Origin of the sequence: Bradyrhizobium sp. STM 3809 (assembly GCF_000239795.1) — a bacterium.
Lineage (GTDB): Bacteria > Pseudomonadota > Alphaproteobacteria > Rhizobiales > Xanthobacteraceae > Bradyrhizobium.
Window position 1 is genome coordinate 1 of record NZ_CAFJ01000069.1, and the last position, 12,690, is coordinate 12,690.

A 12,690-nucleotide genomic window follows, 5' to 3' on the forward strand; every position below is an offset into this window, starting at 1 on the left:
TTCTACGCCGTGGAGCGCCTGATCGAGGGCGACCGGCGCGAGCGGATGAAGAAGGCCGCCTCCGACGATCCGATGAAGCTGCAGCGGATCTCCGAGCTCGTGCTCAAGCACTCGATCTGGCTGTTGATCGCCTGGTGGACCGGCGGCGCCTGGGTGCTGTATTTCAGCGACGCGCCGACCCTGGTGAAGGATCTCATTACCTTCCAGGGTCCGCCGCTCGCCTATATCTGGATCGCGATCCTGACTGCCACGACCTACACGCTCGCCGGCTTCATGCGCGAGCAGGTCTGCGTCTACATGTGCCCGTGGCCGCGCATCCAGGCGGCGCTGACCGACGAATGGGCGCTCAACGTCACCTATCGCTACGACCGCGGCGAGAACCGCATGTCGGTCAAGAAGGCCGCCGAGCTGCGCGCGCTCGGCCAGCCGGCCGGCGACTGCATCGACTGCAAGCAATGCGTGGCGGTGTGCCCGACCGGTATCGACATCCGCGACGGCGCGCAGATGGACTGCATCCAGTGCGGCCTGTGCATCGACGCCTGCGACACGGTCATGACCAAGATCGGCCGGCCGACGCGGCTGATCGGCTATGACAACGACATCAACATCCATCGCCGCCAGGAAGGCAAGGCACCGGTCTACAAGCTGGTGCGCGCCCGCACCGTCACCTATGCCGCGATCATCGCGGTGGTCGGCGGCGCCATGGTCTACAAGCTCGCGACCCGCTCGCTGCTCGACGTCAACGTGCTGCATGACCGCAACCCGATCGCGATCAAGCTGTCCGACGGTTCGATCCGCAATGCCTATACGGTGCGCGTCCTCAACAAGCACGGCTTCGATCGCGTCATCGCGATCGACATCGAGGGACCTGTGAATGCGACCGTTCATGTCGTCGGTGCCGATTCGGTGACGCCGGACCGGCCGATGATCGTGATCGGCCGCGACCAGACCGAGGAGCTGCGTCTTCTCGTGACCGCGCCCGAGGAGAACAACCCGGAGAAGTCGATCCCGGTGAAGTTCCACGTCACCGACATCGGCCTCGGCGTGGTCGCCTCCGCCACCGATAATTTCGTCAGCCCGTAGACTCGAAGGAGCCCCCATGGCCAGCCGTTCCAAGCCGTCGTTCCAGCTGACCGGACGCATGGTGCTCGCGATGCTCTTGGGATTTTTCGGGCTCGTGATCGGCGTCAACATCTACATGATGAAGATGGCGATCTCGACCTTGCCCGGGACCGATGTCGACAGCGCCTATAGCGCGAGCCTCGGCTATGAGAAGGAGATCGCCGCGGCGCGCGACCAGGAGGCGCGGCGCTGGAAGGTCGAGGCCCATATCGAGCGGGGCGCCGGCGGGGCGGCCGTGCTGCAGGTCAATGCGCGCGACGCCAGCGGCAATCCGCTCTCCGGCCTGACGTTCCAGGGCCGGCTCGAGCGGCCCGCCGACAAGCGCGCCGATCAGGAGGTCGCGCTCGCCGAGGTCGGCGGCGGCATCTATCGCGGCACCGCCGAAGCGGTTGCGCCGGGACAATGGGACCTCGTGCTCGAAGGCGATTCCAGCGGCCGGCGCCTGTTCCTGTCCAAGAACCGCGTGCTGCTGAACTGAAGGACGTCCGATCATGCACGTGACGCGTGACTTCTCCCATTACGTCAAGGATCTCGGCGCCGGCCTGAAGCACATCGACCTCGCGGTCGAAGGCGTCAGCTGCGCCGGCTGCATGGCCAAGATCGAGCGTGGCCTGTCGGCGCTCCCCGACGTGACCTTGGCGCGCGTCAATCTGACCGACCGCCGCGTCGCGCTCGAGTGGAAGCAGGGCACGCTCGACCCCGCCAAGTTCATCGATCGCCTCGCCGAGCTCGGCTACAAGGCCTATCCGTTCGAGAAGGCGAGCGCGGAGGCCACCGAGGCCGAGGAGTCGCGCTTCCTGCTGCGCTGTCTCGGCGTCGCGGCGTTCGCCACCATGAACGTCATGATGCTGTCGATCCCGGTGTGGTCCGGCAATGTCAGCGACATGCTGCCGGAGCAGCGCGACTTCTTCCACTGGCTGTCGGCCGTCATCGCGCTGCCGGCGGCGGCCTATGCCGGCCAGCCGTTCTTCCGCTCGGCGTGGCTCGCCTTGAAGACCGGCAACGTCAACATGGACGTACCGATCTGCATCGGCGTGATCCTGGCGCTTTGCATGTCGATCGTCGAGACCTTCCATCACGCCGAGCATGCCTATTTCGATGCCGCGATCATGCTGCTGACCTTCCTGCTGGTCGGCCGCTATCTCGACCAGAACATGCGGCGGCGGACCCGCGCGGTCGCCGGCAATCTCGCCGCGCTGAAGGCGGAGACCGCGACCAAGTTCATCGGCGCCGATGAGATCTCCGAGGTGCCGGTCGCGGCCGTGCGCGCCGGCGACCTGGTGCTGTTGCGGCCGGGCGAGCGTTGCGCGGTCGACGGCGTCGTCGTCGAGGGCCGCTCCGAGATCGACCAGAGCCTGATCACCGGCGAGACGCTGTATGTGCCGGCCGAGCAGGGCACCGCCGTCTATGCCGGCTCGCTCAACATCTCCGGTACGCTGCGTGTCCGCGTCTCGGCCGCCGCCGAGGGCACCTTGCTCGCCGAGATCACGCGCCTGCTCGACAATGCGTTGCAGGCGCGCTCGCGCTACATGCGGCTCGCCGACCGCGCCTCGCGGCTGTACGCGCCGGTGGTGCATGCGACGGCCGCGCTCACCGTGCTCGGCTGGGTGCTGGCCGGCGCGACCTGGCATGATGCGATCGTCACCGGCATCGCGGTGCTGATCATCACCTGTCCCTGCGCGCTCGGCCTCGCCATTCCCACTGTGCAGACCGTCGCGTCCGGTGCGATGTTCAAGTCCGGCGTGCTGCTCAATGCGGGCGATGCGATCGAGCGTCTCGCCGAGGCCGAGCACGTCATCTTCGACAAGACCGGCACCTTGACCTTGCCGGAGCTGGAAGTGGTCAATGCGGCCGCTATTCCCGCTGATGTGTTCTCCGTCGCCGGCCAGCTCGCATTGTCGAGCCATCATCCCGTGGCGGCGGCGGTCGCCCAGGCGGCGAAGTCGCGGTCGCCGCTGATGGGGGCGGTCGAGGAGCCGGGGCAGGGCGTGCGCGCCGTGGTCGATGGCGTCGAGCTCCGGCTCGGCCGTCCCTCCTTCTGCGGTGCCGAGGCGCTGGTGGCGCAGAACGCAAGCGTCGATCCAGAAGCGTCCGTCGTCGCCTTCAGCCGCGGCGATCAGACCTATCTGTTCTCGGTGCGCCAGGGCCTTCGTCGTGACGCCGCCAAGATCGTCGCCGGCCTGCAGCGCCGCGGCATCAAGGTCGAGATTCTCTCCGGCGATCGCGAGGCGGCTGTGGCGGCTGCGGCGAAGGCGCTGGGGGTTGCCGAGTGGCGGGCCGGCGTGACTCCGGCCGACAAGATCGCGCGCATCGAGGAGCTCAAGCGCGCGGGCGTGAAGGTGATGATGGTCGGCGACGGCATGAACGACGCGCCGTCGCTCGCCGCCGCGCATGTCTCGATGTCGCCGATCTCGGCCGCGCATCTCAGCCAGGCCACCGCCGATCTCGTCTTCCTCGGCCGTCCGCTGGCGCCGGTGCTGGCGGCCGTCGACTACGCGCGCAAGGCGCTGCACCTGATGCGGCAGAACCTGTGGCTGGCCGTGCTCTACAACTTCCTGGCGGTGCCGCTGGCGATCAGCGGTGTCGTCACGCCGCTGATCGCTGCGGCAGCCATGTCCGGCTCGTCGATCCTGGTGATGTTGAACGCGCTGCGCGCCCGCAAGGTCCGCGAGGAGGCCGCGTCATGGAAGTGATGATCATTCTCGTCCCGCTGGCGCTGGCGCTGGGGCTGGCCGGCCTGGTCGGCTTTCTCTGGTCGCTGAAGAGCGGCCAGTACGAGGATCTCGAAGGCGCGGCGTGGCGCGCCATCGCCGATGACGATCAGCCGGCGCCGCCTCAGCCGGACGCGGCGCCAAGCCGGTCCTGAGCGGTGGGCGGCGTTAGCCGGCCGGCCAGGAGAGCTGCGATGACGAGCGCCGCCGCGATGCCGGCAACGCAAGCGCCCCAGCCCAAGCGGTCGAACAGCTGGCCGAGCACGGCCGTGCCGACAATGCCGCCGGCGAAATAGCTGGCGAGATAGAGCCCGCTGGCGACGCCCTGGTCGTGTGTGGCGGCATTGCCGACGAAGCCGGTGGTCGCGGCCTGTGCGAAGAACGTGCCCGCGCCGACCAGCACCATGCCGGCCAGCACCAAGGCGAGCTGCGACGACAGCATCAGGGACAGGCCCAGTCCCGCGATCGCCAGTGATCCCCAGATCGCCGGCCGCGTGCCCACGCGCGCCGCGATCCGGCCGGCGAGCAGGGTGGTGAGGATTGAGGGCAGGAACACGAGATAGACCAGCCCCAGATGCATCATGCCGAGCGACAGCGGCGGCCGCACCAGCACGAAGTTCACGAAGGTGAAGGCGCCGATGAAGGCGAACAGCACGCAGAAGCCCAGGCCGAAGGCCGCGCGCAGGCGGCCGTTGCCGAGGTGGTCGAGGATGGCTGCGCTCCGCAATGAGCTCGCTGCTCCCGCCATCATGCCGCCGCGGCCGAGCGTGACGCCGACCAGCAAGGCGCCGCCGAGATTCAGGGCGGCGAAGACGTAGAACGTCGGCTCGAGGCCGAGCGCGCCGGTCAGGCTGGCCGAGACCAGGCGTCCTAACAGGTTGCTCGCGACATTGCCGGCAATGTAGGCCGCGAACGCGCCGCCGGCCTCCGTCATGCTGCAATGCTCGCCGAGATAGGCCAAGGTGAGCGCGAACGCGGACGCCATGCACAAGCCTTGCAGGATGCGGAGGCTTGCGAACACCGCGAGGCTCGGCGCGCTCGCGAGCAGTGCCGTGAACACCGAGAGAAGCGCGAGGCTGCAGACGATACCGATGCGGCGATCGATCAGCGGGCTGAGCAGGCCCGTCGCCAGGCTTGAGATTGCCATGCCGAGCGTGCAGGCGTTGACCGCAAGCCCCATCGCGGCCGGGCTGACCTGGTAGTGCCGGATGAGCGCGGGCAGCATGGCCTGCGCGGCAAACAGGTCGACCAGGCTGAAGAACGCGATCAGCCCGATCACGATCGCGCGCCGCGCGGCAGCCGGCACGAAAGCGCGATCGGCCTGCGCCAGCGGCGCAGCCGGAACATCCGTCATGACAAATCCTCGACTGATGACCAAGGGGTGAGGGGACCGGAACGACAGGCCGCGTTCCGGTCCAGTCCGCGACAGAGACGGCCTTACATGTTGTGGTCGTGCGGATCCTTGCGGACGTCGCCGACATAGAGAATGACCGTCTCCTTGCCGTCGTTCTTCCACCAGTGCGAGGTGCCGAACACCTCCGGCCTGATGTCGCCGGCCTTGTGCAGGATCGGCTCGGCGCAATTGCTCGCATATTCGAGGATCTCGCCCTGCTGGACGAAGATCAGCGCCGGGCGATCGTCGTGGCTGTGCCATGGCACGATGCCGCCGGGCGCGATCGTCAGCTTGCGGAAGCGCAGTTCGCGGTCCTTGATGTTGGCGGGCTGCTTCTCCAGGTCGATGGCGCCAAGCGTCGTGTCGGTGACGCCGACGGCCTTGACATCGACCTTCTCCCGCACGCCGGCCTTGATCTTGTCGGCGGGGCATTCGCCGGCGCGCGCCGACGATCCCGTCGCGGCAAACCCTGCGAGCGATGCCGTCATGATCAGGAGCTGATTGATCCCGCGTCGTCCGGATGTCCTTGCGTACATGTCATGCCTCCAAAGGATGTGTGCCGTGTGTTGCGGCGTTTACGCGGAAGACAGCATGGCGGCGGGACGCCGATGATGGAAATATCGCTTGGCTCTCGTCACGATAGCGCGTCGCTATCTCCGCGTCGGCGATAACCGGATGCTATGGCCTCCATCGCTCGAAGGCATTTCATTGCGCTGCTGATTTCATGCCTGATAGCCGCGCGCCCTGCATCAGAAGGGCTTTTGCAACAGGAGGAAAGTGATGAGCCGGATTTTCAAGACGATGATCATCGCCGGATTGCTCGGCACGGCAGTGTCGATGGGCGCAAGCGCGCAGGGCGGCTTCGGCCTGGCACCCGGAATGGCCATGGTCTACAGCGGGGGCCAGACCGGCATGATGGCCGTCGCCGCGGGCGAGACCAATCACAAGGCGATGATGCGCCGTGCCACCAAGGTCCCGAACGACACCGTGTTCTTCATGAGCGACGGCCAGCTCTACATGGCGCATGGACGTCTCGACCCGACAGGCAATTTCTACATCAACTGAGCGGGGGCTGGTTGCTGCAGTCCACCCGAAGGGGTGGATTGCGGCGGACCGCATGCGGGACCGATCGCGATGCGGCGCGCCGTCGACCCGAGGCCGTGGCGCACATCGCGGGACATCGGCGAATCCGAAGCCGTTGATGGGGCCGCCAGTTGGCGAGGTGCCCGGCGGGGCCTCGCACGATAAGGGGCGGGCTGTTTGCCGCCCGTTCCGTAAGCCGGTAAGACAGCGGAATGCCATGTTCGATCAGCATCAGTTTCATTCCCGGTCGGGATGAGCGCGAGCACCGCGTTACGCGTATCCGCAACACGAATGGAAGGTCCGGCACCTCCAGCACAGGAGCGGCACATGACGGCACTCTCTCCTGACGATGCCGAGCGGTTGCGGCAGGCGTTCCTGCAATGCCGCAGTTCCGCGGCGACGCTGCGTGAGCAGTTGGCGACCTACGCGGCGGCCGGCCGCGAGATCTTCCCGGCCTATGCCGAGGCGGTCGACCGGCTGGTCGCGCGGATCGAGGCGAATGGCGGCGGTGAGAGCGCCCCGCGTCCCGGCGAGGCGATGCCGCCCTTCATGCTGCCCGACGACACCGGGCAACTGGTCGATCTGCCGTCGCTGCTGGCGTCCGGACCCGTCGCCGTGATGTTCTTTCGCGGCCACTGGTGTCCCTACTGCCGGCTCAGCGCCGTTGCGCTGGTTCGCGCCATGCATCGCTTTCGCGAGGCCGGCGGACGGCTGGTCGCCATCACTCCGGAGCTGCAGTCCTACGCGCAACGCTTCAAGGTCGAGACCGGCGCCGACTTTCCGGTGCTGAGCGATCTTGACAATGGCTACGCCTTGTCGCTCAACCTCGCGATCTGGCTCGGCAGCGAAGTGCGCGGCTTGCTGAGCTATCTGGACTTCGCCGCCTTCCACGGCAATGACGGCGGCCTGCTGCCGATTCCCGCGGTGTTCGTGGTCGGCCGCGATGGCGTCGTCAAGGCACGCTTCATCGATCCTGATTTTCGCCGGCGCATGGAGGTCGACGATCTCGTCGACGCGCTCGCCAAAGCTGCCCGCGCCTGATCGTCCGGCCTGCCGCCGTCACGTCCGCTGGCCGAGCGCTTGCTGCCAGTTCCTGCCGCGCAGGAGGCGCATCACCGCCGATGCGACGGCGGTCCGCTCGCGCCCGGCGACTCCGTGGAGGTGGATGGTTCGCCGCGCGTCGAGTCCGTCCAGCGCCGCGCGGCGCAGCGTCGCCGGCAGGCTGGTGGTCTGCGGCACCACACCGATGCCAACCCCGGCTTCGACCAGCGCGATCAGGTCGCGCTCGGAATGGACGTCGTGGCTGCGATCGACCTCGACGCCCAGCTCCCGCAACTGCGTGCGCAGCCGCTCGCCATGTTCGCAATAGCTGCGCGACAGGAACGCGCCCCGGCCGAGCTCCTCGACGGGGATCCTGTCATGGGCCGCAAGCCGATGCTCGTCGCTCACCGCGACCTCGAAGTCCTCGGTGAACAGCGGCCAGACATCGAGTCGATCCCAGGATTCATTGATCTCCGCGGCAATTCCGAGCTCGGCTTCGCCGTTCTTGAGATGGTCGGCGACGGCGCGGCTGCAGCCGCGCAGGAATCTGAATTCCAGCTTGTTGAACTGCCGCTGCAACTGCTCGAGCACCGGCAGCAGCACGGCGAGGTCGACCGAGTTGGCGAGGGCGATCCTGAGCGTGCCGATCTCACCGCTCTTGAACGACGAGGCGAGGGATCGCGCGCCGGCGGCCGCCTCGAAGCATTGCTTGAGCAGCGGATGCATGCGCTCGCCGAGCTCGGTCAATTGAGCGGCCGGCCGCTCGCGCCTGAACAGGTCGCCGCCGAGTTCGGCTTCCAGCTGCTTGATCGCGCGGGTCAGCGACGGCTGTGTGACGTTGCATTCCTCGGCCGCCCGCGTGAAGTGCAGCAGCCGGGCGACGGCAAGAAAATACCGGACCTGATGCATTTCCATGGATCGCTCCGTTCGATCTCGTTCGGGTGGCCGTCGTCAATCATGCAGGGACTACCAACTGGCGTCACCGGTGGCGATAGAGGCATCCTATCGTCCGGCAAGCCAAACGGCATTTCCCTCGGTCGCTCCGGCCCGGCAGATTACCCCTTATCGAGCAATCCAAGAAGCAATCAAAGGATGCGCCATGGCTGCAGATACGATGAAGACCGGACCTTCGTTACGTTCACTGGCCGGCCGCGTGGCCGTGGTCACGGGATCGACCAGCGGCATCGGCCTCGGCATTGCCCGGGCGCTGGCGGAGGCGGGCGTGCATGTCGTCCTCAACGGCTTCGGCAAGCCCGAGGAGATCGATCGGATCCGATCGCAGATCGCATCAGAGTTCGGCGTCAGGACCGGCTATGCGGCGGCGGACATGATGCAGCCTGCCGCGATCGAGCGCATGATCGAAGGCGTGATGGAGGAATTCGGTCGCCTCGACATCATGGTCAACAATGCCGGCATTCAGCACGTCGCCCCGCTCGAGGAATTTCCGGTCGAGAAGTGGGATGCGATCGTCGCGATCAATTTGTCCTCGGCCTTTCACACCATGCGGCTTGCCCTTCCCGCCATGCGGCGGCACGGCTTTGGCCGCATCATCAACATCGCCTCGGCGCACGGTCTCGTCGCATCGCCGTTCAAATCGGCCTATGTCGCCGCCAAGCACGGCATCATCGGCCTGACCAAGGTTGCCGCGCTGGAGGCGGCCGAAAGCGGCATCACCTGCAACGCGATCTGTCCGGGCTACGTCTACACGCCGCTGGTCGAGGCACAGATCGACGGGCAGGCGAAGGCGCACGGCATCTCGCGCGACCAGGTCATCCGCGACGTCCTGCTGGCGCAGCAGCCGAACAAGCGCTTTGCCACCGTGGAGGAGATCGGCGCGCTCACGGTGTTTCTCGCCAGCGAGGCCGCCGCGTCGATCACCGGCGTGGCCCTGCCGGTCGATGGCGGATGGACCGCGCATTGACGGCGCGTAACGAGAGCGGCCGCGACAACGAATAGACAACATGCATCACAGGAGGGGAGACATGGCCGAGGTCAACGACACGACGCGCAAGATCATCGATCGCAGCAAGCTGCCCGGGCAGGTGGTCCTCGTTCTCCAGGGCGGCGGCGCGCTGGGATCGTATCAGGCCGGCGTCTACCAGGCGCTGCACGAGGCGGGTCTCGAGCCGGACTGGGTGATCGGGACCTCGATCGGCGCCATCAATGCCGCGCTGATCGCCGGCAGCCCGGTGCAGGAGCGCATGGCGCGGCTCACCGAGTTCTGGAAGCGCATGCACCGCAAGCCGGGCTGGACGTGGCGGACGGCATTTCCCGACTTCAACGACCGCCTGTCGTACTGGACGACGGTGACGCACGGCATACCCGGCTTCTTCCGTCCCAACGCGCTGGCGCATGCCGGTGACGGCTATCCGCTCGGGGCCGAGCAGGCGGGCTACTACTCCACCACCCCGCTGCGCGAGACGCTGCAGGAGCTGGTCGATTTCGATCTTCTGAACAAAGGCGGGCTTCGCCTCACGGTCGGGGCCGCGCATGTCCGGAGCAGCCGGATGCATTATTTCGACAGCCGTGACGGTGCGATCGACGTCCGTCACATCCTTGCGTCCGGTGCCCTGCCGCCGGCCTTTCCGGCGGTGCGCATCGACGGCGAGCTGTACTGGGACGGCGGCATCCTGTCGAACACGCCGACGGAGGTGGTGTTCGACGACAATCCGCGCAGGGACTCGCTGATCTTCGCGGTGCATCTGTGGAATCCGGTCGGGGCCGAGCCCGTGACGATGGCCGAGGTGTTCAACCGCCACAAGGACGTGCAATATTCCAGTCGGATTGCCAGCCATATCGCGCGGCAGCAGCAGACGCACCGGTTGCGTCACATCATCAACGAGCTCGCCGCGCGCCTGCCCGACCACCTGCGCAACGATCCCGCGGTTCGCGAGCTTGCCAGCTATGGTTGTCAGACGCGGATGCACGTCGTCCGCCTGCTGGCGCCGCAGCTCGATCGCGAGAGCCATACCAAGGACATCGACTTCAGCGAGCGCGGCATCACCACGCGCTGGAGCGCGGGCTATCAGCACACCCAGGCGGTGCTGCAGCGGATGCCCTGGGACGGGCAGTTCGACCCGCTCGCCGGGGTCGTGCTGCATGACCCCGAGGTCGCGACCGCAGCCGCGGCAGAGTAGCAACTGTCGTCCGGAGCCGATTATCGGTTTCCAAACCTGCAACTGGCCGGCATTCGAATACCAGCCATTCGTCCCACCTTAAGGGATTAGTTGGAGTTCGATCTTAATCATGATGGCGGGCGGCAGCGTTGCCGCGATCCGTTTTGCCGACCTGTCGGACGTCATCCTGAGGCCGTTGGGCGCCTGCGCCCCGGCTGCTCGCGAATCCGGCCGGCCTCGCAATCACCATCTGATCGGGAATGGCTGATGTCCGACCGTGCAATGAAGCAGAGCGATACGTTTCAAGCCGAGACCGGAGCGGTCAGTCTCAAATGGAAAATTCTGGCCGGCAACCTGCTGACCGGCTTCTTCGCGATGGCCTTCGCTGTTGCGCTGGCGTGGAGCAGTTGGGGTGATCTCGGCAAGCGCGAGCAGGCGGCGCGCGTGCTGGACGCCTTCGAGCTGGTACTCAAGGTCAACGCGCAGATCCCGCTCGAGCGCAGCCAGTGGAATCTGCTGGCGGCCGGCGGCTCTGCGTCGCCCGACGAGATCGCCAAGCTGGACAAGGCCATCGCCACGACCGACGAGACGCTGACGCAGGCCAAATCAGCCGCACAGGCCGCGGGCCTGTCGACCACCAACATCGATGCCGCGGCGCAGACGCTGCGCGGGGTGCGATCGGCGGCGCGCAGCGCCGTGCCGCTGCCTGCCGCACAACGCCCGGCGAACATCCAGCAGACGACGACGGACGGTCTCGGACGAGCCGCGGAGTCGCTGAACGCCGCCATCGACGAGACCGCGATCGAGCTGTCGCGGGTCGGCGGCGATGTCGAAAATCTGCTGCCGTCCGGCCAGCTGGCGCAGCTCTCGCAGTCGATGCGCACCATCAATGGCGCGCGCTCGGCGGTGCTGCGCTTCTTCATCCAGAATACGAACTGGACACCGGCCCGTCTCGCCGAGGTGACCGAGCAGAGCGGCCAGGTGACCCTGCTGTGGGAGCAGATCCAGCTGGCCGCGCGCAGCGTTCGCAACACGCCGGAGGTTACGTCGGCGCTGGAGCACGTTCGCACCACGCTGATGGGCGAGGGCGAGCGCCGCTACCGTCAGCTCGTCACGGCCGGTCGCGACGGCCAGCCGTCGCCGGTCACCGCCGAGGAGTGGGGCCGCTGGACCACGCCGATGCTCAACAACGTGATCGTGCTGCGCGATGCGGCGCTGACCTCGGCGCATCAGTCGATTGATCAGGCGATCGCCGCGGCGCGGATGCGCCTGTTCATTGCGCTCGGCGTGCTCCTGGTGGTGGCGGCCGTGTCGGTGGCTGTCGTCATCGGCGTCGTGCGCGGCGTCATCGGCCCGCTGGTCGGCTTGACGGGAGTGACCCTGCGTCTCGCCAACGGCGAGCTCGGCGCGGACATTCCGAACGACACCCGCAAGGACGAGATCGGCGCGATGGCGCGCGCGCTCAAGGTGTTCAAGGACGCGCTCATCGCCAAGAAGGACGCCGACGAGGCCGCCGCGCGCGATGCGCAGGCGCAGATCGATCGCGCCCGCCGGCTGGACACGCTGACGCGCAATTTCGAGGCCACGATCGCCGACATCGTCAACACCGTGTCGTCGGCGGCATCCGGGCTGGAGAGCTCGGCGGATACGCTGACCAATACGGCCAACCGTTCGAAGGAGCTCAGCACCGTCGTCGCGGCCGCGTCTGAGGAAGCGTCCGCCAACGTCCAGTCGGTCGCCTCCGCCACGGAGGAGCTGTCGTCGTCCGTCAACGAGATCAGCCGCCAGGTGCAGTCCTCGGCGCGCATGGCGGGCGATGCCGTGCAGCAGGTGCGCCAGACCAACAGCCGGGTCGCCGAGCTGTCGCAGGCGGCGGCGCGCATCGGCGACGTCGTCGAGCTGATCAACACCATCGCCGGCCAGACCAACCTGCTGGCGCTCAACGCCACGATCGAGGCGGCGCGGGCTGGCGAAGCCGGCCGTGGCTTCGCGGTGGTCGCGACCGAGGTCAAGGCGCTTGCGGAGCAGACCGCCAAGGCCACCGACGAGATCTCGCAGCAGATCTCCGGCGTGCAGGCGGCGACCCAGGAATCGGTCGGCGCGATCCAGGCGATCAGCTCGACGATCGAGCGGCTTGCGGAGATCGGCGCAGCGATCGCCGCGGCGGTCGAGGAGCAGGGCGCGGCAACCCAGGAGATCTCGCGCAACGTCCAGCAGGCCGCGC

Annotated in this window: 12 protein-coding genes; 9 read left to right on the plus strand and 3 right to left on the minus strand. The window is 67.3% G+C overall.

Annotation, left to right across the window (positions count from 1 at the left end; translation table 11 throughout):
- From ccoG to ccoS, 4 genes are all read left to right on the plus strand, one after another.
- Positions 1-1,083, plus strand: a 1,083-nt coding sequence (ccoG, locus tag BRAS3809_RS03355) for a cytochrome c oxidase accessory protein CcoG (RefSeq protein ID WP_035655184.1), incomplete at its 5' end; no start/stop codon positions are given.
- Positions 1,084-1,099: 16 nt separating this feature from the next.
- Complete coding sequence (locus BRAS3809_RS03360) at positions 1,100-1,600, plus strand: FixH family protein (RefSeq protein WP_170323247.1); 501 nt, start codon at positions 1,100-1,102, stop codon at positions 1,598-1,600.
- Positions 1,601-1,613: 13 nt separating this feature from the next.
- Positions 1,614-3,815 (plus strand): cation-translocating P-type ATPase, encoded by a 2,202-nt coding sequence (locus tag BRAS3809_RS03365; protein WP_008960700.1) that lies wholly within the window; start codon positions 1,614-1,616, stop codon positions 3,813-3,815.
- A complete protein-coding gene (ccoS, locus tag BRAS3809_RS03370) occupies positions 3,806-3,988 on the plus strand; it encodes a cbb3-type cytochrome oxidase assembly protein CcoS (protein ID WP_035655185.1) in 183 nt (60 codons plus the stop codon). The genes BRAS3809_RS03365 and ccoS overlap by 10 nt, the downstream gene beginning before the upstream one ends.
- On the opposite strand, the gene BRAS3809_RS03375 is transcribed toward ccoS, so the two are convergent.
- Together BRAS3809_RS03375 and BRAS3809_RS03380 are read right to left on the minus strand one after the other, a co-directional pair.
- Positions 3,958-5,187: an MFS transporter gene (locus tag BRAS3809_RS03375; protein WP_008960702.1), complete on the minus strand. Its 1,230-nt coding sequence runs from the start codon at positions 5,185-5,187 to the stop codon at positions 3,958-3,960. The genes ccoS and BRAS3809_RS03375 overlap by 31 nt on opposite strands.
- An 83-nt stretch (positions 5,188-5,270) precedes the next feature.
- Positions 5,271-5,714: a cupin domain-containing protein gene (locus tag BRAS3809_RS03380; protein WP_035655187.1), complete on the minus strand. Its 444-nt coding sequence runs from the start codon at positions 5,712-5,714 to the stop codon at positions 5,271-5,273.
- A 292-nt stretch (positions 5,715-6,006) separates the two neighbouring features.
- Here BRAS3809_RS03380 and BRAS3809_RS03385 point away from each other — a divergent pair, with 292 nt between their 5' ends.
- The gene (locus BRAS3809_RS03385) at positions 6,007-6,291 is read left to right on the plus strand and encodes a hypothetical protein (protein WP_008960704.1); all 285 of its coding nucleotides are present in this window, start codon (positions 6,007-6,009) and stop codon (positions 6,289-6,291) included.
- Between the two features lie 345 nt (positions 6,292-6,636).
- Positions 6,637-7,350, plus strand: a complete 714-nt coding sequence (locus BRAS3809_RS03390; protein ID WP_008960705.1) for a peroxiredoxin-like family protein — start codon at positions 6,637-6,639, stop codon at positions 7,348-7,350.
- Between the two features lie 18 nt (positions 7,351-7,368).
- Here BRAS3809_RS03390 and BRAS3809_RS03395 read toward each other — a convergent pair whose 3' ends face one another.
- Entirely contained in the window at positions 7,369-8,265 is an 897-nt protein-coding gene (locus BRAS3809_RS03395; protein ID WP_035655188.1) for a LysR family transcriptional regulator, read from the minus strand.
- 184 nt (positions 8,266-8,449) lie between these two features.
- On the opposite strand from BRAS3809_RS03395, the gene BRAS3809_RS03400 reads away from it, so the two are divergent.
- The 3 genes from BRAS3809_RS03400 to BRAS3809_RS03410 form a co-directional block, all read left to right on the plus strand.
- A complete protein-coding gene (locus tag BRAS3809_RS03400; RefSeq protein WP_008960707.1) occupies positions 8,450-9,271 on the plus strand; it encodes a 3-hydroxybutyrate dehydrogenase in 822 nt (273 codons plus the stop codon).
- Between the two features lie 61 nt (positions 9,272-9,332).
- Positions 9,333-10,487 carry a DUF3734 domain-containing protein gene (locus tag BRAS3809_RS03405; protein WP_008960708.1) on the plus strand — a complete coding sequence of 385 codons (1,155 nt, stop codon included), beginning with the start codon at positions 9,333-9,335 and terminating at the stop codon, positions 10,485-10,487.
- A 246-nt stretch (positions 10,488-10,733) separates the two neighbouring features.
- Positions 10,734-12,690: methyl-accepting chemotaxis protein (locus tag BRAS3809_RS03410; protein ID WP_035655190.1), on the plus strand; the 1,957-nt coding region annotated here is incomplete at its 3' end.